We start from the raw sequence: 23,218 nt of genomic DNA, 5'->3' as shown, positions 1-23,218 counted from the left end.
TTCCTCTCCCAGGCGTCGTGATCAATACTGCCAGGCGCTCAGCCAGATCCGAAACGCCGGGCCGCGTCGGCTCTCAGCGCGGCCTTGTCCACCTTGCCACCGGTACCCAAGGGAAGATCGGGCAGTTCGACGAGGTGCTCGGGCCAGTTCTGTTTGCTCACTCCGCCCGTGTCCAAATGTGCACGCAGATCGTCAAGCGTGAGCGGTGTGCGCAACACCACGAACGCACACGCGCGCTCACCGAGCACCGCGTCGGGCGCGGCGACCACCGCGACCGCGGCCACCGCCGGATGGCTCGCGACGGCCTCCTCGACGACGAGAGCGCTCACGTTGTGCCCGCCACGGATGATGAAGTCGGCGATGCGGCCGGTGATGGACAGGTATCCGGCCGCGTCGACGGCGCCGACGTCGCCGGTGAGCAGCCAGCCGTCCGGGCGGAACAGCGCGGCGTTGGCGGCGTCGTCGTCGAGGTACCCGGGCGTGCACCCGGGACCGTTGACCGAGATCTGGCCCTCGGCGGTCAGGCGCAGCCGCATCTCGGGGATCGGGCGCCCGGCGGTGGTCAGCCGGCGCTCGACCGGATCGTCCACTGTGGTCACCGAGATCGGACCGGCCTCGTTGGACCCGTAGAACTGCAGCACCGCGCAGCCCGTGCGCTCCTCGAACTCACGGGCCCGGGCCAGCGGCACCCGCTCGCCGCCGGTGAACATGACGCGCAGTGACGACAGGTCGGCGCGGGCGAACTCGGGGCTGTTGAGCAGCATGATGAACTGTGCGGTCACGGCGCACAGCACGGTCACCCGGTGCCGTTCGATGAGCCGCAGCGTCTCGGCCGCGTCGAACTCGGCGGTGAGGACCGTCGGGTAGCCGTACATCGCGGGCACCACGTGCGCACTCCACAGCCCGAACCCGTACGGCGCGGGCAGCACGCTGGCGAACACCTCGTTGGGGCCCATACGACCGGCGGCGTGGGCGAGCGGGCCGAAGTACCTGCGGTTGGCGAGCGTCTGCCGGACCACCTTGGGCAGCCCGGTGGTGCCCGAGGTCGAGTTGAGGAAGAACACGTCATCGGCGCGCAGACCGGCCCCGGTCCAGCCCGCGGCGGGCAGGTCGTCGAGGTCCAGCACGACGTGCCGGACGGCACCGCACCGTGCGGCGATGTCCGTGCCGGGACGGCCCCGATGCAGCGCACGGGTGGCCAGAGCCGCGCCCGTCTTGCGCAGCAGATGCGTGATCTCCGCGTCGCCGGCCCGCGGCCCGATGCCGACCGTGACGAGCCCGGCCTTCTGCGCGGCCAGGTAGGCGATGTGCGTCAGTGCACCACCGGTCAGCAGCACGGCCAGCCGGTCACCCGGCGCGAACCCTGCGTCCACATAGGACTGTGCGAGCCGTGCAGACAGGTCGTCGTACTCGCCCCACGTGAACGTTCCCTCCGGTGCATGAAACGCCACCGCCGCCGGATCGTGGCCCGCCACATACTGGGCGATCGTCTCCTCAGACACCCGCTCCCCCGTCGAGTCGCAGCACGGCACCCGTCGCGAACCGCGCCTCGGCCGAGCCCAGATAAGCGATGGCGGCCGCGACCTCGGCCGGATCGGCGACCGGCGGATCGATGAGCGCACCGCCGATCCCGTCAAGACGAGGATGCGGATTTGGTACTGCCCGCAGCCCGGCCCGCAGCGGCGTGTCCACGGATCCGGGGCAGACGCACGAGACCCGCACACCGTCGGGCGCCATCTCCACGGCCAGGGACCGGGTCAGGGCGACGACCCCGCCCTTCGCCGCCGAATACGCGGCGCTGTACCGCCACCCGCGCACCCCGGCGAGCGAGGCGACGTTGACGATCGCGCCACGGGTGGCGACCAGGAACGGCAGCGCGGCCCGCGACACCAGGAACGTGCCGGTCAGGTTGATGCCGATGATGCGGTCCCACTCGGCCAGGGCCACCTCGGTCGTGTGCTGGTACGAGGCGACGCCGGCCACGTTGGCGACCAGGTCGAGCCGGCCGCCCCAGGCCACGGCCGCCCCGACCGCGTCCTCCACCGCGGTCTCGTCGCGCACGTCGCAGTGCAGCGGCAGCACGTCGTCGGTCGACTCCTTGACCGCGGCCAGATCGAGCGCGGCGACCCGGGCACCTTCGCGCAGCAGGCGGCGGACGGTGGCCGCGCCGATGCCCGAGGCGCCCCCGGTCACCAGGGCGACGCTGCCGGCGTACCTCATGACGAGCGGTCGCGCATCGAGCGCGCGTCGAGCCCGGCCAGGGAGTCCTTGCCCACTTCGGCGTTGTGCGCGTGGGCGACATGGTGCAGCCCGAACACGGAGTCCATCCCGGCGCGCAGACCCATCAGGTCCTCCGCCTGGTTGACCGCCTTCTTCGTGAGCGCCAGCCCGAGCCGCGGCATGGCCGCGATCCGATTGGCGATGTCCATGGTGGACGTTTCGAGCTCGCCGCGCGGCACGACCCGGTTCACCATGCCCAGCGCGAGCGCCCGGTCGGCGTGGACACGCTCGCCGAGGAAGAGGAACTCCTTGGCGTACCGCGGCCCCATCACCCATGGGTGCGCGAAGTACTCGACGCCGGGAATGCCCATCCGCACCACGGGATCGGCGAAGAACGCGTTGTCGGCCGCGACGACCAGGTCGCAGCACCACGCGAGCATGAGCCCACCGGCGATGCACGCACCCTGCACCATCGCGATGGTCGGCTTGGGCAGTTCGCGCCACCGCCGGCACATCCCGAGATACACCTCGGATTCTCGTGCGTAACGGCTCTCCGCGCCCTCCTTGCCGACGTGGTCCCACCACAGGCCGGCCCGGCGCTCGAAGCTCGTGTCGATGTCGCGGCCCGGCGTGCCGATGTCGTGCCCGGCCGAGAAGTGCTCACCGGCGCCGGCCAGCACGATCACCTTGACGTCGTCGTCGGCGGCGGCGCGCGAGAAGGCGTCGTCGAGCGCGTACGTCATGGCCGAGTTCTGGGCGTTGCGGTACTGCGGCCGATGCATGGTGACGACGGCGACGGGCCCGTCGGTGCGGTACAGGACGACGTCATCGTCGCTCATGGACGCTCTCCCGGAAGGTCGAGGGATGCGGCGAGCCGGTCCAGGCGCCGCCCGGTGTCGGCGAGGGCTTCCAGGGCCCAGCCGCGTTTGAGGTACCGGTGCAGCTCGTACTCCACCGTGTACCCGATCGCACCGTGACACTGCACGGCAACCCGCCCGGCCCGGTGGGACGCCTCGGCCGCGAGCACGACGGCGGCGTCGACGGCCTGCTGCGCGTCCACGCCCGGCCGTCCGCCCCCGCCGTGCCACGTATCGTCCGCAGCTTGCCGAGCGTCCGCGGTCGGGCGAGAGTGCCCGGTTTGCCGAGCGGCCGCGGTCGGATGAGCATGCACGGCGTGCCGAGCGTCCGCGGTCGGATGAGCATGCACGGCGTGCCGAGCGGCCCTGTCGTGCTCGACCGCCCACGCGGCCGCGAGCACTTCGGGCCCGGCGAACTCGAGGCCGAGCAGGACGTCGGCGAGCTGGTGCTTGACCGCCTGGAAGCTGCCGACGGGCACGCCGAACTGCCGGCGCTGCTTGACGTACGCAACGGTCAGGTCGAGCATCCGCCGCCCGACCCCGACGAGCTCGGCGGCGAGCGCGATCCCGGCCCGCAGATGCGCGATGCGCACAAGTGCGACGTCGTCGGTGAGCATATCGGCGCCGGTCGAGTAGGCGAGGCTGAGCGAATTGTCCACCGCGGACACCGACGCGCCGGCCGCCGCACCCAAACGCGCAGTTCGCTCATCGAGGTGCAGGATCCAGTCCGCTTTCGCGCCGAACGGTGCAAGCCCGTGCGGCCCGGCGAGCGCGATGCGTGAACCGTCGGTCCCCCGCGCGTCGCCGATCGCGGCGAGCAGCGGCGCGGCGACGAACGCGGTGGCGGAGAACGGCTCGGCGATCGCCGCGTAGCCGGCCGCTTCGAGGACCCCGACAAGATCCGTCTCGGCCAGTCCGAGCTCGGTGAACGCGGCGAACACGCCGATCTCGGCCAGTGCCTCCCAGTCCCCCGCGGCGAGCGGTGCACGGACGGCGTCGGCGAGGGCGAGCTGCTCGTCGGTCGGCGCGAAGTGCATGGAACCCCCTAGGCCCGCGGCAGCCCGAGCACGCGCTCGGCCACGATGTTGCGCTGGATCTCGTTCGTCCCGGCGTAGATGGGCCCGGACAGCGAGAACTGGTATCCCTTCGTCCACGCCCCGTCGAGCAGCGCGTCCGCGCCGAGCAGTTCGAGCGCGACCTCGTGCAGGTCGATGTCCAGCTGCGACCAGTACAGTTTGTTCAGGCTCGAACGCGCACCCGGCGGTCGCCCTTCGATCAGCCCGGTCACCTGGTGCAGCGTGAAGTGTCGATATGCGCGTGCGCGCAGCCAGGCGCGCACAACTCGCTCACGCGTCGCCGGCCGCAGCCGGTCCTTGCGTGCGACCGCCAGAGCGATCAGTCGCTCAGCGGCGTGCAGGAACCGGCCCGGCGAGCGCAGGGTGAGCCCGCGCTCGGAGCCGGTGGTCGCCATGGCCACGTTCCATCCCTGGTGGACGCCGCCCAGCACGGCCGAGTCCGGGACGAACACGTCGTCGAAGAAGACCTCCGCGAACCCCTCGTCGCCGTCGAGGCGCCCGAACCCGCGCACGGTCACGCCGTCGGCGGACAGCGGCACGAGGAAGTAGGTAAGCCCCCGGTGCCGCGGCGCGTCCGGGTCCGTGCGGAACAGCCCGAACAGGTGCGTGCTGAACGCGCCCCGGGTCGTCCACGTCTTCTGTCCGGACAGCCGCCACCCGCCGTCCACCGCCACCGCCCGGCTGGCGATCCCGGCCAGGTCGCTGCCGGCGCCGGGCTCGGACCAGCCCTGACACCACAGGTCCTGCGCGGCCGCCATCCGCGGCAGCAGCGTGTCGCGCTGCTCGTCGGTGCCGAACTCGAACAGCGTCGGCGCGAGCAGGAAGATCCCGTTCTGGGTGACCCGCTGCGGCGCTCCGGCCGCGTAGTACTCCTCCTCGAAGATCAGCCACTCCCACAGCGACGCGTCGCGCCCGCCGTACGCCTCCGGCCACGACACGACCGCCCACCGTGCGTCGAACAGCCGCCGCTCCCACTCGAGGTGGGCGGCGAAGCCGTCGCGGGTGTCGCCGGACGGCAGCGGCTCGGCCGGCACGCTGGCCCGCAGCCAGTCGCGCGCCTCGGCCCGGAACGCCGCCTCCGTGGGCGTGTCGGTCAGGTCGATTCCGGCCGGGTCGGCGCTCATCGGCCGAACTCGTCGCGGACCTTGTCGGCGACGCCGGTGAGGTTGAGCTCGAAGGTGAAGCCCTGCTCGTAGCGGTAGCTGCGCTTGGGGTCCCACGGGTCGATGCCGTTGAGCGACTCCTTCGCGGCCCGGATGACGTTCGGGTCCTTACGGGCGATGTCGTGCGCGACCGTGAACGCGGCTGCGCGCAGCTCGGCGCGCGGCACGACCCGCAGGACCGAGCCGAACGCGTGCAGCTCGGCGGCTGTCGCGGTCGCGGACGTGTACATCATCGCGCGCATCTTGTGCTGGGGCACGAGCCGGGACAGGTGGGTCGCGGCGCCGAGCGCACCCCGGTCGACCTCCGGCAGCCCGAATGTCGCGTCGCCGCTGGCGACGATGATGTCGGCGTTGCCGCACAGCCCGATCCCGCCGCCGAGGCAGAACCCCTGCACGGCGACGATGACGGGCACCGGGCAGTCGTACACGGCGGTGAACGCGGCCGCACAGCCCCGGTTCACGCCGACGAGCGCACTGTGGTCGCGCGCCGCCAGCAGCTCCTTGATGTCGACGCCGGCGTTGAACCCGCGCCCCTCGGCCCGCAGCACCACGGCCCGCACGGCCGGGTCGGCGCCGGCCGCGTCGAGGGCCGCGGCCAGGTCGAACCAGCCCTTGACCGGCAGCGCGTTCACGGGCGGGTTGTCCATGACGATCTCGGCGACGCCGTGCTCGTCCACAGTGGAACCGATCATGTCTCCCCATCCGCAGTCGCGAAGGTCGCCCAGCCGTGCACCGCGACCGTGCCGTCCTGTTTCGTGCACGTCATCTCGACGTCCTGCACCTGTTCGCCGTGTTCGTTCGTGCGCGTCCCGGTGACCGTGCCGTCGCAGGTGAGCGTGTCGCCGGGAAAGACGCGCGCGGCGAACCGCACACGGAATGCACGAACGTTGTCCGCGCCGAACCGGTCGGTCGCCCAGGTGGCCAGGAACCCGGCCTGCAGCATGCCGAGCGACAGCGGCGCCGGCAGCCCGGCCTCGCGCGCGAAGCCCTCATCGTGGTGGATCGGTTGAAAGTCCCCGGACGCTCCCTGGTACCTGACCAGATCCGTCCGCGTCAGCGGCCCGACGACGAACGCGGTCATGCGGTCTCGACCCCCGTGAGCCTGGAGGTGGCGACCAGCCGGCCGGTGTCGTCGCGGAACTCGGTCACCATCACGGCAAACGTGAGCGGCCCCGAGCGCCCCTCCTTGCGGGTCACGGACTCGATCCGCGACAGGCCGGTGAGCCGGTCCCCGGCCCGCGGCGGCGGCCCGTGGAACACGTACTCCTGCTCGGCGTGCAGGCCCTTGTGCTGGTCCATCGCCACGTCGATCCACGGGTCGGCCTTGCCCAGCTGCCAGAAGAAGGCGGTGGTGAGGAACGTCGGCGGGATCACCGGCCGCGGCGCCTCCAGGTAGTCCGGGTTCGCGGAGTGCGTGGCCCGGGCGAACTCGCGGATCTTGCCGCGCTCGACATCGAGGGTGAACGGCTCGCCGGTGATGCCGGCGGCGCTGTCGTCGACCATGCGTGAACCTCCCGGCCGGTCCTACGGATGCTGACTGCTGACCGAGACGACCTCGCCGGTCATGTACGTGCTGTAGTCGCTGGCCAGGAACACGATCACGTTCGCGATCTCCCACGGCTCGGCCGGCCGCCCGAACGCCTCCCGCCGGGCCAGCTCGGCCAGCAGCTCCTCGGTGGTGACCTTGGCCAGGTGCGGGTGCATGGCCAGGCTCGGCGCGACCGCATTGACCCGGACGCCGGCCTTGGCCGCCTCGACCGCGGAGACCCGGGTGAGCGCCATGACACCCGCCTTGGCCGCGGCGTAGTGCGCCTGCCCCTCCTGCGCCCGCCAGCCGATGACCGAGGCGTTGTTCACGATGACCCCACGCCCGCGCGGCATCATGTGCCGCAGCGCCGCGCGCGTGCACCGGAACGTGCCCGTGAGCGTCACATCGAGCACGGCCGACCACTGCTCGTCGGTCATGTCGACGATGCTCGCGGTCCCCCCGAGACCCGCATTGTTGACGAGCACGTCGATCCCGCCCAGCTGTTCGGCGACCGTGTCGAACAGTCGCTGCACCTGGGCCTCGTCGGTGACGTCGCACGGCACCGGGAACGCTCCCAGCTTCTCGGCCGCCTCGGCGAGCCGCCGTTCGTGCCGATCGCTGACGGCGACTGTCGCGCCCTCCTCGATGCAGCGCTGCGCGGTCGCGAACCCGATCCCGGTCCCGGCCGCCGCGGTGACGAGCACCGTACGACCGGCAAGCAGCCCGTGAGCAGGGGGTTTCTCCACCATGGCGGTCACTCTACCAAGCGCTTGCTTGGCTCACCAGACCCAGCCGAACGGGTCCCGATCACCGGCCCGCCGGCCCGCGGCCCCGCCGATGCCAAGCCGTCCACGGGCACGGGCAACGCCGCACGGTCCGCCGACGCGGGTGATGCCGCACCATCGGCCAGCGCGCGCGGCTCCGAACTGCCGGACCCAGCTGAGTCCGAACTGCCGGACGCCGCAGAGCCGGCCGGCCGTCCGGCTCGGGCGACGTCCAGCGGCACCGAGGTCTCGGCGCCGGTGGTCAGCGCCGGGCGGTCCGGCTCGATCTCGGGCAGCGGTGCGCACTCGCGCATCGTTTCGCGGCTGCGGACGGTCAACTCGTGGTACACCCTCGTGCCGTTGGCCTTCCAGGCGAGCTCCTGCGCGGTCAGGTCACGCACGACCCGGGCGGGCGATCCGGCCGCGAGCGTCCGTGGCGGCACCACGAAGCCGGCTCTGACGAAGGCGTGCGCGCCGACGAACGCCCCGGCGCCCACCTCGGCACCGTCCATGACGACAGCGTTCATGCCGATGAGCGCACCGTCGCCGATGCGGCAGCCGTGCAGGATCGCGCCGTGCCCGACGTGCCCGTCCCGGCCGAGGATCGCCTCCGTGCCGGGAAAGGTGTGGAACGTGCAGGAGTCCTGCAGATTCGAACCCTCCAGCATGACGATACGGCCGAAGTCTCCGCGCAGACTCGCAAACGGTCCGACATAGCACGCTGCACGCACGTGCACGTCGCCGATCAGGACGGCCGTCGGATGCACGAATGCGCGCGGGTGGACGACCGGGATGACGCCTTCGAACGAGTACACGGGCATCAGGTCAGCCGTTTCAACGCGGCCTCGGCCTCGGCCATGATGCGCTCGATCAGCTCCGCGCAGCTGGGCAGGTCCTCGATCAGCCCGGCCACCTGTCCGCTGGCCATCACCCCCGTGTCGGGGCGGCCGTCGACCATCGCGTTGCGGATGAGCATCGGCGTGTTCGCGGCGAGCAGGACCTGGTCGTAGCGCAGCCCGTGCCCGCGCATCGCCCGGCCCTCGCGCAGCAGCGACGCCCACGAACGGCCGGACAGTTTGCGAAACGCGCGCGCACTGGACAGTGCGCGCGCAAACCGACGCCCCGGAACCGACGGTTTCGCGAGCGCATCGACGAAGCCGGTGCGCAACACGCGCTGCGGCACGCCGTCGAGGGCGTCGGTGACGACGGTGTCGGTCACGGACGCGGCCAGGTAGCGGCGTTTGACGTCCTCGGCGATCGGGCTGTCGGTGGTGAGCAGGAAGCGGGTGCCCATGGCGATACCGGCGGCGCCGTAGGCGAGCGCGGCGACCAGGCCGCGGCCGTCGTGGTAGCCGCCGGCCGCGATGACCGGGATGTCCACGGCGTCGACGACCTGCGGGAGCAGCAGGGAGATCGGGACCGGGCCGGTGTGGCCGCCGCCCTCGCCGCCCTGCACGACCACGGCGTCGGCCCCCCAGGCCGCGACCTTCTCGGCGTGCCGGCGCGCCCCGACGGAGGGGACCACGACGACGCCGGCCGCCTTGAGCTTCTCGATGAGCTCCGGCTTCGGCGCGAGCGCGAACGAGGCGACCCGGACCTGCTCACGGATGAGCAGATCGGCCCGCCGGGCGGCGTCCGGTGCGTCCGCGCGCAGGTTCACGCCGAACGGCCTGTCCGTGAGTGCGCGGACCTCGGCGATGGCGGTGACGAGTTCGTCGTACGAGAGCGTGGCACTGGCCAGGATGCCGAGGCCGCCGGCGTTCGCGGTCGCCGCGGTGAGCCTGGCGTCGGACACCCATCCCATGCCGGTCTGCACGATCGGATACCGCACCCCGAACAGGTCGCAGATCGGTGTGTGCAGGGCGGCCGGCGTCACGCCCACACCTCCGCACACATCGGCACCGGCGCCGGCTCAGCCGTCGTGCAACTCGTGCACGCGGCCATGTCGCTTCGTGCACTACCGCTCACGCTCGCACCTCCCGGTCCCGGGAGCTGTTCGGGTCGATGACGTCGCGGATGAGCGCCAGCTCCTCGTCGGTCGGGCGGCGGGTTTGCGGGACCTCTGGCGGTACCACCAAAGCAAATGCCGTCGCGGCCTGGACCTCCGCGACGGTCACCCCGGGGTGTACCGAGACGATGCGCATGCGGTGGTCCTCGGTGTCGAAGTCGAAGACGCCGAGGTTGCTCACCACGCGGCGCAGCTCGTGGAACCTCGCGGCGGCCGGCAGCGCGGCGACCCGGTCGTAGCCGACGCCGCTGACCATGTCGACCGCGGCCACGAACGCGCGCGGGCCGTGCTTCGGCACCCAGTAGCTCGTCGGGTGGCTCACCGTGTTGCCGGGCGCGCCGCGGACGCCGAGCAGCTGGCGGGTCGGGCGGGCGAAGTCGCCGATCGCCGAGATGTTCGCGTTGCCGTACCTGTCGATCTGGCTCGGCATCATCATCACGTGCCGGTGTCCGGTGTAGAGCAGGTCGAACACGGCCCGGAACGGGATCCAGCCCTCGACCTCGGCCGGTCGTTCGCCGAGCGCCCAGGTGCCGCGGGCCAGCAGCGCCTCGCCGTCGGAGAGGAGCAGTTCGGAGGCGAACGTCGCGCGGGCCAGGCGGGCCGCGATGCTCGGCACCGTCCCGGTCGGGCTGGCCAGGATCTCGCCGTCGCCCCGCCACGCCTCGGCGCACGCCACGACGCAGATCTCGGCCCGGGTGACCGGGCTCATCACGGACGTCATGCCTGCACCTTCGCCTGGTCGTCGCTGAGGTAGCGCTCGTAGAAGGCGGGCCAGCGCTGCGGGTCGCCGGCGGCCTCCACGTATTCGCGCTGGAACGCCTCGTCGCGACCGTAATCGGGATCACACGAGGTGAAGTGGGCGCCGCCGGGGGCCTCGACCACGCCGTGCACCATCCACCGCTGCAGCAGCAGGCTCTGCACGGGCGCGTTCGCGGTCAGCTCGGCGGTCGGCACGATGCGCTCGACGGACACGTACGCGCGCTCGGCCGCCTTGCAGTACAGGTCGTCGAAGTACGGGTCGGTGCCCAGGTACTGCGCGTTTCCGTGCACATCTGCGCGATTCAGATGCACGAGTGCCGCATCGAGGTGCAGTGCGGGCACGGCGAGCAGCTCCTCGCCGCCGTACGGCGACAGCACCGTGCGCAGCGCCGGGTTCACCGTGAGCACGTCGGAGCCGAGCCCGACCCGGGTGGGCAGGAACGGCAGCCGGCAGGCGGCCGCGTAGAGCCCCAGTTGCAGCATGCCCTCGTCGTACTCGCTCACCTCGACCGCGCCCGCCTGGCGCGCCGCACGGAAGTGCGGTTCGAGCGGAATCGAGTCGAGCGACACGAACCCGTAGATCAGGTGCCTGACCTTCTTCGCGGCCAGCAGGAGGCCGACGTCGGGCCCGCCGTACGTGACAACGGTGAGGTCGGTGAGGTCCGAGCGCAGGATCGCCCGGACCAGGGCCATGGGCTTGCGCCGCGACCCCCAGCCGCCGATCCCGATGGTCATGCCGGAGCGTAACTGCGCCACGACCTCGTCAGGGGACATCTGCTTGTTCGCCATCGCTGTGTTTGGCCGCCTTACTCCCGCAGGCTGACTTGCCCCACGACCGTACCAAGCGCTTGCTTGATTACGCTACACTCGTTTTCTCGCGGGATCGGTACACTCCGTGCTGGAGTCGGCGGGATACACACTCTTCTCTGTAAAGGACACGGCATGGCGCGGGAGTCTGGAGAGCGGCGCGAGCGAATCCTCGCGTCCGCCGCGGCGCTGTTCGCCAACAAGGGCGTGGCGGCGACCACGGTGCGTGAGATCGCCGACGAGGTGGGCATCCTGTCCGGCAGCCTGTATCACCACTTCGAGTCGAAGGAGGCGATGGTCGACGAGATCGTCACCTCCTACCTGGAGGATCTGCGCACCCGCTACAAGCGGGTGCTCGCCGCGGACACCGATCCGCGCACGAGGCTGCACGATCTGATCGTCGCCTCGCTCGAGGTGGTCGAGGCGCACCCGCACGCCACCGAGATCTACCAGAACGACGTCAACTACCTGACGCAAATTGAGCGTTTCGGGTACCTGCGCAACGCCGGCAAGGAGGTCCAGTCGGCCTGGCTCCAGGTGATCGAGGCCGGCATCGCGCAGGGCGTCATCCGCTCCGACCTCGACCCGAAGATCCTGTACCGGCTCATGCGTGACGCGGTGTGGCTGTCGGTGCGCTGGTTCAAGCCGACGAAGGAGTACCCGATCACCCGCCTGGCCGAGGACTGCACGTCGCTGTTCCTGGACGGCCTGTCCCGCCGCTGATGCGGGCCCGGACCCGCCGCCTGGCCGTGCTGGAACTGCTCAACATCCCGCTGCTCAGCTGGCTTGTCTTCCGGGTACCGCACGTGCGCCCGACGCCGCCGAACGTCCTCGCCGATGGCGCTTGTCGCGCTGTTCCTGGCGGCCGGCGCAGCGTACTGGGCGCTCAAGTACGCCCAGCTCACCGCCCGCACCCGCCGCCTGCACCTGTCACATCTGCGCCGCGACCTGCAGCAACCACCCGGCCGCGACACCGCCCGCGGCCAGCATTAGCCACCGCACCAGGTGCTCGGCCCGCCCCCCGGTCCCGAACCGCAACGGCCGCGGCGCCCGCAGCCGCCGCCACCGCCGCCCGCGCAGCATCAGCGGGAACAGCGCCGGGACCCCGGTGTTCGTGAGCATGTCGCCGCCGATGTGCGCCAGACACCCGAATGCGACAGGCACGCCGAGCCACCACCAGCCGCCGGTCGGCGCGAACGTGAGCAGCGCCGCCGCCGCGAGCACCCCGGCCAGGGTGGCCCCCAGCGCCCCCCGCTTCCGCCGCGGCCACAGTGCCCGCACCGCGAGCCCGGTCGTCGCGAACATCACGACGCCCGCGAACACCAGCCCGCCGAGCAGGCCGCCCAGCGCGATCAGCCCTCCCGTGACAAGCGCGAACAGCACGGTGTGCGTCAGCGTGCGATGGCCGTCCAGATCGCGCACGTCAAGCGCCGTGCGCGTTCGCGCATGCAGCACTGCGCACATACGTCCGATCCGCCGGCACGCCCACTTGCTCACCGGCCCGAACGTATGGGCAACGGACGAACTGGGGTGGTCGCAGTCCGGCACCAGCGCCGACCCGGCCGCCACCACCGCACCGACGATGATCACGGGTACGGCGACCGGGTGCCCGGCCGCGGCCAGCACCGCACACCCGGCCAACCAGCCCGCGGCGCCCGACACGGCATGTGAGGATCCCATCACGCACTCAAGAGTGATCGATCCGCGCAAACAGCCCGTCCGGCCCAGCGAAGTCGACCCGCCCAGCCGAGCCGATCCGCCTCCCCCGGCCGGCGCCGGCGCTAGAGTGCGGCGATGGCCACAGCCGCGACAGGCGCGTGACCGCCGACCCGCCCCGCGAGGTCACCGACCTCGACGAGGCCGGCCCAGCCGGCGTGTACGCGGCGGCCCGCCGGGAACTGCGCCCGTCGCCGCGCCGGGCCGCCGCACTGCTCTGCACCTTTCACACCATGACCACCGCTGACCCGACCACTACCGCCACCGCCGGTCCGGCCATCGCCACCGGCCCCGCTGCCCTTGCCGGCGCCCCTGACGCCACCGCGACGGCCGGCGCCGCCGACACCACAGCCATTGCCGGCGCCGCCACCAGGGCCCGGGCCGCCAACACCGCCGGCGTCGGCGGCCGGGCGCCCGGTCCGGACCTGCCGGCGGTCGCGGAGGCCCTGATGGCGTCGTATCCACCGCGGCAGCGCCCGGCGTTCTGGGCGGCGACCGTGCGGGAGATCCTGCACACCGCCCCGACCCCGTCGGCGGTCGAGCTCGCCGAGCTGTTCAACGCCGGTCTGGTCGTCCTGTTCGAGCAGCACGAGGGCGCCCCGCTGGTGCACGACGCCCTGTTCGAGCTGCGGGCCGCGATCGATCCGCGCGGCATCATTCCGGTGGAGCCGGCCGATCCCCGGCCCCACGGTTAGCCGAGCGGCGTCCGGCGCAGAGCGGCCCCAGGCCCGCCGTCAGCCGAGCGGCGTCCGGCGGAGGCCGACCGCGCTCAGGGGACCGACCTGGCCCGCCGCGAACGCCGCTGCCACCGAGGAGACGGTCCAGGCGGGGTTGCGGGCGCCGTCGCCCTGGACGGTGGGGTGGGCGATCATGGACAGCTCGTCGCCGTCGATGCGGACGATCTGGCCGTGCAGGTCGGCTGACGCGTCCGAGAGCAGGTAGACGACCGCCGGGGCGTTCTGGGATGCCGGTTTGTGCACGTTCTGGCCCTGCGCGGCGGCGCCCAGGTATGCCTCGTACGTGTCGGCCATGCGCGTGTGCGCGTTCGGGGACACCGCGTTCACGCGCACACCGGTGCCGGCCAGGTCGGCGGCCCAGCAGTAGGTGAGCGAGGCGACGGCGCCCTTGCTCGCGCCGTACGCGCCCATCGCGGCCGAGCCGGCGTGGGAACCGGACGTGACGTTCACGATCGAGCCGGTGCCGCGTTCGAGCATCGCGCGCATGGCGTGCAGGCCGCAGTACGCGGTGCCCAGGACGTTCACCTCGACGACTGCGCGGAACTCGTCCGGGTCCTGGTCGAGCGGGTGCGCCAGGCGGAAGATGCCGGCGTTGTTGACCAGGCCGTCGATCGTTGCGAAGGCGTCGATGCACGTTTGGATGAGCGACCCTGCGCGCTGCCAGTCCGCGACCGAGCCGACCGCGGTCTCCGCCGTGCCGCCCGCCGCTCGGATCTGGCCGGCGACCGACGCGGCCAGGCTCTCGTCGACGTCGTTCACGATCACCGACGCCCCCTCGGCGGCGGCCAGCCGGGCGTATGCCGCGCCCAGGCCCTGACCGGCGCCCGTGACGACTATCGCCTTGCCGCTCAGGTGGCCGCCGCTCACGACAGGCGCTCCACGATCATCGCCATCCCCTGGCCGCCGGCGGTGCACATCGTCTCCAGGCCGAGCTGCTTGTCGCGGAACGACAGGCCGTTGAGCAGCGTCGTGGCGATGCGCGCGCCCGTCATGCCGAACGGGTGGCCGACGGCGATCGCGCCGCCGTGGACGTTCACGCGGTCCGGGTCGGCGCCCATCTGCCGGTAGGACGGGATGACCTGGGCGGCGAACGCCTCGTTGATCTCGATCAGGTCGATGTCGTCGATGCTCATCCGGGCGTTCGCCAGTGCGCGCCGGGTCGCCTCCACCGGACCCAGGCCCATGATCTCGGGGCTGAGCGCGGAGACGCCGGTGGCCACGATCCGGGCCAGCGGCGTGAGGCCCAGCTCCCGGGCGCGGGCCGAGCTCATGACGACCAGGGCGGCGGCGCCGTCGTTCAGCGGGCAGCAGTTGCCGGCGGTGACGGTACCGTCGGCGCGGAAGACCGGCTGCAGCGTGCTCACCTTCTCCAGGGTCACACCCGCGCGGGGGCCGTCGTCGCGGGACACGACGGTGCCGCCGGGGAGGGTGACCGGGGTGATGTCGAGGTCCCAGAAGCCGTCGGCCTGGGCCTTCTCGGCGTTGTTCTGGCTGCGCACGGCGAACTCGTCCTGCTCGGCCCGGCTGATGCCGCACAGCGAGGCGACGTTCTCGGCCGTCTCGCCCATCGCCATATACACATCCGGCAGCTCGCCGGTCGAGCGCGGGTCGGTCCAGGGCAGGGTGGAGGTGCGCTCGGGCCAGCGCGGGTTGCGGGTGCCGGGCATGCCGTCGGCCTTGCCGGCGGGGTAGTGCGAGACGACCTCGGCGCCGGCGGCGACGAACGCGTGGCCCTCTCCCGCCCTGATGGCGTGGAAGGCCATCCGGATCGCCTGCAGCGACGAGGCGCAGTAGCGGTTGACGGTGGTGCCGGGGACCGTGTCGAGGCCGAGGTGCACGGCGACCTGGCGGCCGAGGTTGTAGCCCTGCTCCCCGGCCGGCTGGGCGCAGCCGAGCATCAGGTCGTCGAGCGTGGCCGGATCGAGCGCGGGCACCCTGGCCAGGGCCGCGGTCACGATCTGCGCGGCGAGGTCGTCGGCGCGCACGCTCTGCAGCGAGCCCTTGTACGCCCGCCCGATCGGCGAGCGGACGGCGGAGACGATAACGGCGTCCACAGTGGAACACCCCTTTCACTGGGAGACGGTCCAGCCCCCGTCCACGGGCAGCAGGACGCCGTTGATGTACGCGGCGGCTGGGGAAAGCAGGAACAGGACGGCGGCGGCGACGTCCTCGGGGCGACCGGCCCGGCCCATCGGGTTGCGGGCGATCAGTGACCGGCCGAGGTCGGTGTCCGCGAAGCCGGCCATGCGCGGGGTGTCGATGAAGCCGGGGGCGACGGCGTTGGCCCGCACGCGCGGGGCGGCCCGGGTGGCGAGATGGCGGGTGTACCCCGCGATCGCCGCCTTCCCCGCGGAGTACCACGGGGAGTCGGTCCCGACCAGGTTGCCGGCGACGGAGGCGACGTTCACCACCGCGGACCCGTCGGGCGGGCCGGTGGCCAGCCACGCCGACGTCACCAGCTCGACGCTGCCGGCGGTGGACGCGAGACCGTCCACGAAGGGCAGTGCCGGGCCGCCGCTGGCCGGGCCCGCGTTGTTGACCAGGTAGCGGACCGGGCCGGCCGCGGCGAAGGCGGCGGCGACCGCGGCCGGGTCGCGCACGTCCACGATGGAGCCGTCGGCGACCGCGGCGAGGTCCCAGACGATCGGGCGCAGGCCCTGCTGTGCGGCGAGGCGGGCGACGGCGGCGCCGATGCCGCTCGCGCCGCCGGTGACGACTACCGAATCCATGGCTACCGGCTCCGCAGGGTTGTCTTGAGGACCTTGCCGCTGGCGTTGCGGGGCAGGGCGTCGAGGAACACGAACGACCGGGGCAGCTTGAAGTTGGCCAGCCGCTCCCGGCAGAACCGGGCGAGGTCGTCAGAGCTGAACACCGACCCCGGCCGCGGTACCACGAAGGCGCGCGCGACCTCGCCGAGCCGGGCGTCGGGCACGCCGATCACGGCGACCTCGGCCACGTACGGGTGCCGGGCGAGGACCTGCTCGATCTCGGCCGGGTACGCGTTGAAGCCGCCGACGATGAACATGTCCTTCAGGCGGTCGGTGATGCGCAGGTAGCCGCGCTCGTCCAGCTCACCGACGTCGCCCGTGTGCAGCCAGCCCTCGGTGTCGACGGCGTCGGCGGTGCTCGCGTCGTCGTCGAAGTACCCCCGCATGATGTTGTAACCCCGGATGAGGACCTCACCGGAGGTCTCGTCGATGCGGACCTCGACGCCGGGCACGGCGGCGCCGCACGTGGTGGCGACGGTCTTCGGGTCGTCGTCGGGGCGGCACATGGTGGCCGTCCCGCAGCTCTCGGTCAGGCCGTACGCGGTGAGGACGGTTTCGAGGCGCAGCTCGGCCCGCAGCCGCTCGATCATCACGACGGGCACAGTTGTCGCGCCGGTGATGGCGACCCGCAGGCTGGACAGGTCGTACGCCGCGCGGGCGGGATGGTCGAGCATGGACGTGTACAACGTCGGGGGTCCGGGCAGCACCGTGATCCGCTCGCGCTGCACGAGGTCCAGGGTGGTCGGCACGTCGAAGACGGCCTGGGGCACGATCGTCGCGCCGCGCAGGAGGCACGCGATGACGCCGGCCTTGTAGCCGAAGGTGTTGAAGCAGGGGTTGACGAGCAGGTATCTGTCGCCTTCGCGCACCTGGGCGAGTTCGCTCCACGTGACGTACAGCTCGGTGCTCTGGTGATGGGTGAGCATCGCGCCCTTCGGGCGGCCGGTGGTGCCGCTCGTGAAGAACAGGTCGGCGAGGTCGTCCGGGTACACGACCGCGTCCACGCCCTTGCCGACGGCCATGAACCGGTCCCACTCGGCGAAGGTGACGATGTCGGTGAGCGCCGGGGTCGGCGTCTCGGCGGCCGCGGCGGCGAGCGACGCGATGTAGCGGTTGCCGAGGAAGCCGTCGTCGACGAGCAGCAGCCGGGCGCCGCTGCGGGCCAGGATGTACGCCGCCTCGGGCCCCTTGTATCGCGTGTTCAGGGGCACGAGGACGCCGCCGGCTGAGACGATGCCGAGGGCGGCGACGATCCAGCGCCAGCCGTTCGGGGCCCACAGCGCGACCCGGTCGCCCTTGCCGACGCCCCGGGCCGCGAGGGCCTCGGCGCAGCGGGCGACCTCGGCGCCGAGGTCGGCGTAGGTGAGGCGGACGTCGCCGTCGACGACCGCTTCGCGCCGGCGGTAGTGCGCGGCGCCGGCCCGGACCAGATCGGGGATGGTCCGCGCGTCCAACGGTTCCATGGGAGGCACCTTACCAACCAAGCAAGCGCTTGGTAAGGTCCAAGTCATGACGGAGGCATTTCTGGTCGAGGCGGTGCGTACCCCGGTCGGGCGGCGCGGCGGCGGGCTGTCCGCGATCCACCCCGCGGACCTCGGCGCGCACGTGCTCACCGCGCTCGTCACGCGCAGCGGCGTGGACCCCGGCGCGGTCGACGACGTGATCTTCGGCTGCGTCGACGCGCTCGGCCCGCAGGCCGGGAACATCGCCCGCACCAGCTGGCTGGCGGCCGGCCTGCCCGAGCACGTGCCCGGGGTGACTGTCGACAGGCAGTGCGGCTCCTCGCAGCAGGCCGTGCACTTCGCCGCGCAGGCGGTCATGTCGGGCACGGCCGACCTGGTCGTCGCCGGCGGCGTGCAGAACATGAGCGCCATCCCCATCTCCGCCGCGATGCTCGCCGGGCAGCAGTACGGCTTCGACGACCCGTTCCGCGGCTCGGCCGGCTGGCATGCGCGCTACGGCACGCAGGAGATCAGCCAGTTCCGGGCGGCCGAGCTGATCGCCGCCGAGTGGGCGCTGACCCGCGAGGAGATGGAGGTGTACGCGCTGGAAAGCCACCGCCGCGCGGCCGCCGCGATCGACGGTGGACGGTTCGCGCGCGAGATCGAGCCGATCGCCGGCGTGGCGGCCGACGAGGGCCCGCGGCGCGACACGACCCTGCAGAAAATGGCCGGGCTGCCGACGCTCAAGCCCGGCGGCGTCGTCACCGCGGCCCTCGCGAGCCAGATCTCGGACGGCGCGGCCGCGCTGCTCGTCGCGTCCGAGCGGGCAGTGCGCGAGCACGGACTGCACGTCCGTGCACGAATCGCTCACTTGAGCGTCCGCGCCGACGACCCGGTGTACATGCTGACCGGACCGATTCCGGCAACCGAGCACGCACTGCGCAGAACCGGACTGGCAATCGACGACATCGACGTGGTCGAGATCAATGAGGCGTTCGTCCCCGTGGTGCTCGCCTGGCAGCGCGAGACCGGCGCGGACCCGGCCCGGGTCAACCCCCTCGGCGGCGCCGTCGCGCTCGGCCACCCGCTCGGTGCGACAGGCGCGCGGCTGATGACCACGATGCTGCACGAACTGGAGGCGAGCGGCGGCCGGTACGGTCTGCAGACCATGTGCGAGGGCGGGGGGACGGCCAATGTCACGATCATCGAGCGCCTCTAGCCCGGCCGCGGTCGTCACCGGCGGGACCCGCGGCATCGGCCGGACGATCGCGGCCCGGCTGGCCGCGGCCGGCTACCGGGTCCTCACCTGCGGCCGTCACGACCCCGGCGACCTGCCCGCGGGCGTCGCGTTCCACCGCGCCGACGTCCGCGAGCCTGAGCAGGCCGCCGCGCTGGTGGCGGCCGCGGCCGACGGGTTCGGCCGGCTCGACCTGGCGGTGAACAACGCCGGCGGCGGCCCTCCCGTCCCGGCCGCGACCGCCTCGCCGAACCTGGTCACGGCCGTCGTGCGGCTCAACCTCCTGGCGCCGTTCTTCGTCGCCCAGGCCGCCAACGCGGTCATGCAGGCCCAGGACACCGGCGGGCTGATCGTGAACATCGGCAGCGTGTCGGCGCTGCGACCGGCCCCGGGGACCGCGGCCTACGCGGCGGCGAAAGGCGGCCTCGAGGTCCTCACCCGCGCGCTCGCGCTGGAGTGGGCGCCGAAGGTGCGGGTCAACACGGTGACCGCGGGCGTGGTGCGCACCGACGACAACACCGCGCACTACGGTGACGAGGACGCGCTCGCCGCGGTCGCCGCGACGGTACCCCTCGGAAGAATGGCGACACCAGACGACATCGCCGATGCGGTGCTGCTGTTCACCTCGCCCCTCGCCGGCTACGTCACCGGCGCCTCGCTGCTCGTCGACGGCGGCGGCCAGCTGCCCCGCTACTCCGACACGGCGCGCCCGGACCGGTAGCGCGCGGCCTATCCTGGCGCGGTGACGGGTACCGATCCGGACCTCGCCGCACCCGCGGCCGACGTCCTCGCCGCTGGCGGGCTCCTGGACCGCTGGGGTGTGCGGTGACGCCGGCGCTGTCCGCCGTGCTGCCCGAGGGCTCGGTCGTCACCGCGGTCCTGCCGCGCACCGGCGGCTCGATGAGCACCGTGTGGGAGGTCCGCCGGGCCGGCGCCGAGCCGCTGATCGTCAAGCAGTACGCCGCCGAGTGGCGACGACAACAGGCCAAGGAGGTGTACGTCTACCGCCTGGCGACAGCGGTGAGCGCCGTCCCGCGGGTGGTGCGGGCCGACTACGAGCGGGCGATGACGGTGCTCACGCTCCTGCCGGGCCGGCCGCTGTGGGAGCGCGAATCGGAGCCCGGCACCGTCCTGGCCGCCTACCGGCGCATGGGCGCGTTCCTGGCCGAGCTGCACCGGGTCCGGCTGCCCGCGTACGGCGAACTGGAGACCGGGATCGTCGACCCGGTGCCCGGCAACGCGGAGTTCATGCGGCGGCGATTCGCCGGGCACCTGGACAACTTCCGCGCGGCCGGCGGCCCGGCCGACATCCACGACGCCGTCGAGCGCATCGCCGCCGCGGCCGCGCCGACCTTCGCCACCTGCTCCGGCGCCGTCCTGTGCCACGCCGACCTGCACGAGGGCAACGTCCTGGTCGACGACAGCGGCGCCGTCACCGGGTTCGTCGACGTCGAGAACGCGATCGCCGCCGACCCGATGCTCGACCTGGCCAAGACCCTGCAGTTCGACACGCGCGAGTCCCCGGCGAAGCGGGCCGCGCTGCTCGACGGCTACGGCCCGCTGCCGCCGCGCGGCGCCGAGCGGATCGAGCTGTACCGGCTGTATCACGCGGTCGAGCTGTGGACCTGGTACACGTCGGTCGGCCACACGAAGGACCTGGCCGGGCTCCTCGACAGCCTCCGGGCGAACATCGCCCGGCGCTCGGCGCGCAGAGACCGCTGAGCGCCGGGGCGCCGTGAGCACCAGTTGACTTCCCGCTCATCAGCGATCGCGAGACGGCCAAGAACGCCATCACCGGCTGCAACGGCAAGAAGCTGACCCCGACTACTCGCCGGGCGCCGCGCTGGCGACCGCGGCCCGGGCCGACCGCAAGGCGTGCGGCACGGAGCACAAGGCCGACGGCAGCACCGTGGAGCCGATCGTCGACCTGAGCGGCATCGCACTGCCCGGCCGCGGGCGGCTCGAGAAGCTGCGGCGCTCTAACGCTGCTCGTCGCCCGGGTGGGCGTCGAGGAAGCGGCGCAGCCCGGTCCGCACACCCGCGGAGTCGACGGTGGCCGCGAACGCGGCGGCCTCGACCGCGAGCCCCTCGTCGATCGGCAGGTTGATGCCGCGGGTGACCGCGCGCAGGCAGGCGGCCACCGCGGTCGGGGCGTGCCGGATCACCCGGCCGGCCAGGTCACGCGCGGCCGGCAGCAGCTCGCCGGCCGGGACGACGGCATTGACCAGGCCGAGCTCGGCGGCGCGGGCGGCCGGGATCGGGTCGCCGGTCAGGATGAGCTCCAGCGCGCGTTTGCGCCCGATGTGGCGGGGCAGGCGCTGCGTGCCGCCGAACGGCGGCGGGAAGCCGAGCGCGATCTCGGGCTTGGCGAACGTGGCGTGGTCGGCCGCGATGGCCAGGGGCGCCGCCTCGGTGATCTCGCAGCCCGCCCCGTAGGCCAGGCCGTTCACCGCCACGATCACCGGTTTCGGGTACTCCTCGATCCTGCGCGTCAGCGCCTGTCCCCGGCGGACGACGTCGTGCAGCGCCCGCTCGGTGCCCAGGCCGATGCTCCCCGCCAGGGACGGGATGTTGGCGCCCGCGCTGAACGCCCGGCGCCCGGCCCCGGTCAGGATGACGGCCCGGACGGTCCCGTCGGTCGCGATCCGGTCCAGGGCCTCGAGCAGCGCGTCGATCGCCGGATAGTCGAGCGCGTTGAGCTTCTCCTCGCGGTCGATCGTGAGCGTGGCGACCCGGTCGTGCAGTTCGACGATCATGCCGCTCACGGTAGGTGCGCTACGGTGTGACAATCCAACGATTGTCCTAAGGACGGCGATGTCGTACCAGCAGGTCGCGGCCGAGCTCGCCGCGTCGATCCGCTCGGGGCAGGTGCCGCCCGGCACGCGCCTGCCGACCCACCGCGACCTGGCCCGGGAGCGTGGGATCGCGGTCGGCACGGCGACCCGCGTGTACGCCGAGCTGGCCCGGCTCGGCCTGACCGTCGGCGAGCCGGGGCGCGGCACCTACGTCCGCGAGCCCGCCGGGTACGACGGCCCGGAGCCGTCCCGGGCCCTGCCGGTCCCGCGGGTCGCCGACCTGTCGTTCAACCAGCCCCTCGCCGCGCAGCAGGCCGGCGAACTGCGGCGGGCGCTGCGCGGGCTCGCGGCCGCCGGGGACATCGAGACCCTGCTGCACCAGGAGCCGCCCGGCGGCCGTCGCGGCGACCGGGCCGCGGTGGCCCGCTACCTGCTCGGCCGGGGCGTCGACACGGCGCCGGCGAACGTGCTGCTGACCGGCGGGACGCAGGCGGCCCTGGACACGGTGCTCGGCGCCGTGACCAGGCCCGGCGACGTCCTGGCCGTCGACGCGCTCACCTACCCGGGCATCCGGCTGCTCGCCGCCGCGCACGGCCTGCGCCTGGCCCCGATCCCGGTGACCGCCGCCGGCCCGGACCTCGGCGCGCTGCCCCGCCGGACGCCCGTTCGCGCCGTCTATGCCATCCCGACAGTGCACAATCCGCTCGGCTGGGTGCTCGGCCGGCGCGAACGCGCCCGGATCGTCGAGTTCGCGCGGGCCCGTGACTGCCTGATCGTGGAGGACGGCACCTACGCCTTCCTCGAGCCGTCGGCCCCGCCACCGCTGCAGGCCCTCGCCCCCGAGCGCACCTGCTACGTGGCCGGCCTGTCCAAGAACGTGGCCGCCGGGCTGCGCTTCGGCTTCGCGGTGCTGCCGGACGCCCACACGGCGGCGGCGATCCGGCGGCTGCGGACCACCACGTGGGGCAGCCCGCCCCTGGTCACCGCCCTGGCCACCGGCTGGCTGAGCGACGGCACCGTGACCCGGCTGGAGCAGACCCGGCGCGCGGACGCGGCGGCGCGGCAGCGCATCGCGCGCACGGCCCTGCACGGCCTGGACACGATCGCGCACCCCGGCGCCTACACCGTGTGGCTGCACCTGCAACCGCACCAGCGCATGGATCACGCGGCCGCGCTCCTGGCCGGCGAGGGCATCCTCGTCTCCACCGCCGACGCGTTCGCCACCGGCCCCTACCGCCCGCACGCCCTGCGCCTGGCCCTGGCGAACCCGCCCCTCGACGAGCTCGGCGCGATCCTGCACCGCCTCCGCGCCGCCCTCGACACCATCGCGCCCTGACGCCC

The 23,218-nt window shown here is 72.9% G+C and carries 25 protein-coding genes; 6 read left to right on the top strand and 19 right to left on the bottom strand.

The genetic code is table 11. The annotated features are described in order from the left end of the window. Window positions 1-38: 38 nt before the first annotated feature. The 13 genes from Dvina_RS21500 to Dvina_RS21440 form a co-directional block, all read right to left on the bottom strand. Complete coding sequence (locus tag Dvina_RS21500; RefSeq protein WP_223104252.1) at window positions 39-1,502, bottom strand: class I adenylate-forming enzyme family protein; 1,464 nt, start codon at window positions 1,500-1,502, stop codon at window positions 39-41. Then, a complete protein-coding gene (locus tag Dvina_RS21495) occupies window positions 1,495-2,220 on the bottom strand; it encodes an SDR family NAD(P)-dependent oxidoreductase (RefSeq protein WP_223104251.1) in 726 nt (241 codons plus the stop codon). Before Dvina_RS21495 ends, Dvina_RS21500 begins: the two co-directional genes overlap by 8 nt. After that, window positions 2,217-3,059, bottom strand: coding sequence for an enoyl-CoA hydratase (locus tag Dvina_RS21490; protein WP_223104250.1), 843 nt, complete (start codon window positions 3,057-3,059; stop codon window positions 2,217-2,219). Before Dvina_RS21490 ends, Dvina_RS21495 begins: the two co-directional genes overlap by 4 nt. Beyond that, complete coding sequence (locus Dvina_RS21485; protein WP_223104249.1) at window positions 3,056-4,114, bottom strand: acyl-CoA dehydrogenase family protein; 1,059 nt, start codon at window positions 4,112-4,114, stop codon at window positions 3,056-3,058. Before Dvina_RS21485 ends, Dvina_RS21490 begins: the two co-directional genes overlap by 4 nt. Before the next feature lie 8 nt (window positions 4,115-4,122). Next, entirely contained in the window at window positions 4,123-5,277 is a 1,155-nt protein-coding gene (locus tag Dvina_RS21480; RefSeq protein WP_223104248.1) for an acyl-CoA dehydrogenase family protein, read from the bottom strand. Continuing rightward, window positions 5,274-6,008, bottom strand: a complete 735-nt coding sequence (locus tag Dvina_RS21475; protein WP_223104247.1) for an enoyl-CoA hydratase family protein — start codon at window positions 6,006-6,008, stop codon at window positions 5,274-5,276. The genes Dvina_RS21480 and Dvina_RS21475 overlap by 4 nt, the downstream gene beginning before the upstream one ends. Beyond that, window positions 6,005-6,397 carry a MaoC/PaaZ C-terminal domain-containing protein gene (locus tag Dvina_RS21470; protein WP_223104246.1) on the bottom strand — a complete coding sequence of 131 codons (393 nt, stop codon included), beginning with the start codon at window positions 6,395-6,397 and terminating at the stop codon, window positions 6,005-6,007. Before Dvina_RS21470 ends, Dvina_RS21475 begins: the two co-directional genes overlap by 4 nt. Continuing rightward, entirely contained in the window at window positions 6,394-6,819 is a 426-nt protein-coding gene (locus Dvina_RS21465) for an FAS1-like dehydratase domain-containing protein (RefSeq protein ID WP_223104245.1), read from the bottom strand. Before Dvina_RS21465 ends, Dvina_RS21470 begins: the two co-directional genes overlap by 4 nt. Window positions 6,820-6,840: 21 nt before the next feature. Continuing rightward, window positions 6,841-7,593 (bottom strand): SDR family oxidoreductase, encoded by a 753-nt coding sequence (locus Dvina_RS21460; RefSeq protein WP_223104244.1) that lies wholly within the window; start codon window positions 7,591-7,593, stop codon window positions 6,841-6,843. Between the two features lie 5 nt (window positions 7,594-7,598). Next, the gene (locus Dvina_RS21455; protein WP_223104243.1) at window positions 7,599-8,423 is read right to left on the bottom strand and encodes a transferase hexapeptide repeat family protein; all 825 of its coding nucleotides are present in this window, start codon (window positions 8,421-8,423) and stop codon (window positions 7,599-7,601) included. Window positions 8,424-8,428: 5 nt separating this feature from the next. Next, complete coding sequence (locus Dvina_RS21450; protein ID WP_246656569.1) at window positions 8,429-9,412, bottom strand: NAD(P)H-dependent flavin oxidoreductase; 984 nt, start codon at window positions 9,410-9,412, stop codon at window positions 8,429-8,431. 160 nt (window positions 9,413-9,572) lie between these two features. Further along, the gene (locus Dvina_RS21445) at window positions 9,573-10,325 is read right to left on the bottom strand and encodes a CoA-transferase subunit beta (RefSeq protein WP_223105637.1); all 753 of its coding nucleotides are present in this window, start codon (window positions 10,323-10,325) and stop codon (window positions 9,573-9,575) included. Between the two features lie 8 nt (window positions 10,326-10,333). Continuing rightward, a complete protein-coding gene (locus tag Dvina_RS21440; RefSeq protein ID WP_223104242.1) occupies window positions 10,334-11,164 on the bottom strand; it encodes a CoA transferase subunit A in 831 nt (276 codons plus the stop codon). A gap of 153 nt (window positions 11,165-11,317) precedes the next feature. On the opposite strand from Dvina_RS21440, the gene Dvina_RS21435 reads away from it, so the two are divergent. Further along, a complete protein-coding gene (locus Dvina_RS21435; protein WP_223104241.1) occupies window positions 11,318-11,905 on the top strand; it encodes a TetR/AcrR family transcriptional regulator in 588 nt (195 codons plus the stop codon). A gap of 207 nt (window positions 11,906-12,112) precedes the next feature. On the opposite strand, the gene Dvina_RS21430 is transcribed toward Dvina_RS21435, so the two are convergent. Continuing rightward, window positions 12,113-12,844 carry a metal-dependent hydrolase gene (locus tag Dvina_RS21430; RefSeq protein ID WP_223104240.1) on the bottom strand — a complete coding sequence of 244 codons (732 nt, stop codon included), beginning with the start codon at window positions 12,842-12,844 and terminating at the stop codon, window positions 12,113-12,115. Window positions 12,845-12,999: 155 nt separating this feature from the next. On the opposite strand from Dvina_RS21430, the gene Dvina_RS21425 reads away from it, so the two are divergent. Continuing rightward, complete coding sequence (locus Dvina_RS21425) at window positions 13,000-13,593, top strand: hypothetical protein (RefSeq protein ID WP_223104239.1); 594 nt, start codon at window positions 13,000-13,002, stop codon at window positions 13,591-13,593. 39 nt (window positions 13,594-13,632) lie between these two features. On the opposite strand, the gene Dvina_RS21420 is transcribed toward Dvina_RS21425, so the two are convergent. The 4 genes from Dvina_RS21420 to Dvina_RS21405 are packed head-to-tail and all read right to left on the bottom strand — an operon-like array spanning window position 13,633 to window position 17,866. Then, the gene (locus Dvina_RS21420) at window positions 13,633-14,502 is read right to left on the bottom strand and encodes an SDR family NAD(P)-dependent oxidoreductase (RefSeq protein ID WP_223104238.1); all 870 of its coding nucleotides are present in this window, start codon (window positions 14,500-14,502) and stop codon (window positions 13,633-13,635) included. Then, the gene (locus Dvina_RS21415; RefSeq protein ID WP_223104237.1) at window positions 14,499-15,689 is read right to left on the bottom strand and encodes an acetyl-CoA C-acetyltransferase; all 1,191 of its coding nucleotides are present in this window, start codon (window positions 15,687-15,689) and stop codon (window positions 14,499-14,501) included. Before Dvina_RS21415 ends, Dvina_RS21420 begins: the two co-directional genes overlap by 4 nt. 15 nt (window positions 15,690-15,704) lie before the next feature. Further along, complete coding sequence (locus Dvina_RS21410; protein WP_223104236.1) at window positions 15,705-16,364, bottom strand: SDR family NAD(P)-dependent oxidoreductase; 660 nt, start codon at window positions 16,362-16,364, stop codon at window positions 15,705-15,707. A gap of 2 nt (window positions 16,365-16,366) precedes the next feature. Beyond that, complete coding sequence (locus Dvina_RS21405) at window positions 16,367-17,866, bottom strand: FadD3 family acyl-CoA ligase (RefSeq protein ID WP_223104235.1); 1,500 nt, start codon at window positions 17,864-17,866, stop codon at window positions 16,367-16,369. A gap of 46 nt (window positions 17,867-17,912) precedes the next feature. On the opposite strand from Dvina_RS21405, the gene Dvina_RS21400 reads away from it, so the two are divergent. The 3 genes from Dvina_RS21400 (at window position 17,913) to Dvina_RS21390 (ending at window position 20,804) form a co-directional block, all read left to right on the top strand. Then, entirely contained in the window at window positions 17,913-19,064 is a 1,152-nt protein-coding gene (locus Dvina_RS21400) for an acetyl-CoA C-acetyltransferase (protein WP_223104234.1), read from the top strand. After that, window positions 19,039-19,803, top strand: a complete 765-nt coding sequence (locus Dvina_RS21395; protein WP_223104233.1) for an SDR family oxidoreductase — start codon at window positions 19,039-19,041, stop codon at window positions 19,801-19,803. The genes Dvina_RS21400 and Dvina_RS21395 overlap by 26 nt, the downstream gene beginning before the upstream one ends. Window positions 19,804-19,907: 104 nt before the next feature. Further along, window positions 19,908-20,804: an aminoglycoside phosphotransferase family protein gene (locus tag Dvina_RS21390; protein ID WP_223104232.1), complete on the top strand. Its 897-nt coding sequence runs from the start codon at window positions 19,908-19,910 to the stop codon at window positions 20,802-20,804. A gap of 257 nt (window positions 20,805-21,061) precedes the next feature. On the opposite strand, the gene Dvina_RS21385 is transcribed toward Dvina_RS21390, so the two are convergent. Further along, window positions 21,062-21,838: an enoyl-CoA hydratase-related protein gene (locus tag Dvina_RS21385; protein ID WP_223104231.1), complete on the bottom strand. Its 777-nt coding sequence runs from the start codon at window positions 21,836-21,838 to the stop codon at window positions 21,062-21,064. A 58-nt stretch (window positions 21,839-21,896) separates the two neighbouring features. Here Dvina_RS21385 and Dvina_RS21380 point away from each other — a divergent pair, with 58 nt between their 5' ends. Continuing rightward, on the top strand, window positions 21,897-23,213 hold the full coding sequence (locus Dvina_RS21380) for an aminotransferase-like domain-containing protein (RefSeq protein ID WP_223104230.1): 1,317 nt from the start codon (window positions 21,897-21,899) through the stop codon (window positions 23,211-23,213). Window positions 23,214-23,218: the final 5 nt, after the last annotated feature.

This window comes from Dactylosporangium vinaceum (assembly GCF_019904175.1).
Classification (GTDB): domain Bacteria; phylum Actinomycetota; class Actinomycetes; order Mycobacteriales; family Micromonosporaceae; genus Dactylosporangium; species Dactylosporangium vinaceum.
Note: the sequence above shows the minus strand (reverse complement) of the source record. Positions and strands in the feature narration are given on the sequence as shown.

Bases quoted from the DNA above. Each gene is read 5' to 3' on its own strand.
- Dvina_RS21495 (WP_223104251.1), bottom strand. From the start codon at position 2,220: ATGAGGTACGCCGGCAGCGTCGCCCTGGTGACCGGGGGCGCCTCGGGC.
- Dvina_RS21490 (WP_223104250.1), bottom strand. From the start codon at position 3,059: ATGAGCGACGATGACGTCGTCCTGTACCGCACCGACGGGCCCGTCGCC.
- Dvina_RS21485 (WP_223104249.1), bottom strand. From the start codon at position 4,114: ATGCACTTCGCGCCGACCGACGAGCAGCTCGCCCTCGCCGACGCCGTC.
- Dvina_RS21480 (WP_223104248.1), bottom strand. From the start codon at position 5,277: ATGAGCGCCGACCCGGCCGGAATCGACCTGACCGACACGCCCACGGAG.
- Dvina_RS21475 (WP_223104247.1), bottom strand. From the start codon at position 6,008: ATGATCGGTTCCACTGTGGACGAGCACGGCGTCGCCGAGATCGTCATG.
- Dvina_RS21470 (WP_223104246.1), bottom strand. From the start codon at position 6,397: ATGACCGCGTTCGTCGTCGGGCCGCTGACGCGGACGGATCTGGTCAGG.
- Dvina_RS21465 (WP_223104245.1), bottom strand. From the start codon at position 6,819: ATGGTCGACGACAGCGCCGCCGGCATCACCGGCGAGCCGTTCACCCTC.
- Dvina_RS21460 (WP_223104244.1), bottom strand. From the start codon at position 7,593: ATGGTGGAGAAACCCCCTGCTCACGGGCTGCTTGCCGGTCGTACGGTG.
- Dvina_RS21450 (WP_246656569.1), bottom strand. From the start codon at position 9,412: ATGGGATGGGTGTCCGACGCCAGGCTCACCGCGGCGACCGCGAACGCC.
- Dvina_RS21445 (WP_223105637.1), bottom strand. From the start codon at position 10,325: ATGAGCCCGGTCACCCGGGCCGAGATCTGCGTCGTGGCGTGCGCCGAG.
- Dvina_RS21440 (WP_223104242.1), bottom strand. From the start codon at position 11,164: ATGGCGAACAAGCAGATGTCCCCTGACGAGGTCGTGGCGCAGTTACGC.
- Dvina_RS21435 (WP_223104241.1), top strand. From the start codon at position 11,318: ATGGCGCGGGAGTCTGGAGAGCGGCGCGAGCGAATCCTCGCGTCCGCC.
- Dvina_RS21410 (WP_223104236.1), bottom strand. From the start codon at position 16,364: ATGGATTCGGTAGTCGTCACCGGCGGCGCGAGCGGCATCGGCGCCGCC.
- Dvina_RS21405 (WP_223104235.1), bottom strand. From the start codon at position 17,866: ATGGAACCGTTGGACGCGCGGACCATCCCCGATCTGGTCCGGGCCGGC.
- Dvina_RS21400 (WP_223104234.1), top strand. From the start codon at position 17,913: ATGACGGAGGCATTTCTGGTCGAGGCGGTGCGTACCCCGGTCGGGCGG.
- Dvina_RS21395 (WP_223104233.1), top strand. From the start codon at position 19,039: ATGTCACGATCATCGAGCGCCTCTAGCCCGGCCGCGGTCGTCACCGGC.
- Dvina_RS21385 (WP_223104231.1), bottom strand. From the start codon at position 21,838: ATGATCGTCGAACTGCACGACCGGGTCGCCACGCTCACGATCGACCGC.
- Dvina_RS21380 (WP_223104230.1), top strand. From the start codon at position 21,897: ATGTCGTACCAGCAGGTCGCGGCCGAGCTCGCCGCGTCGATCCGCTCG.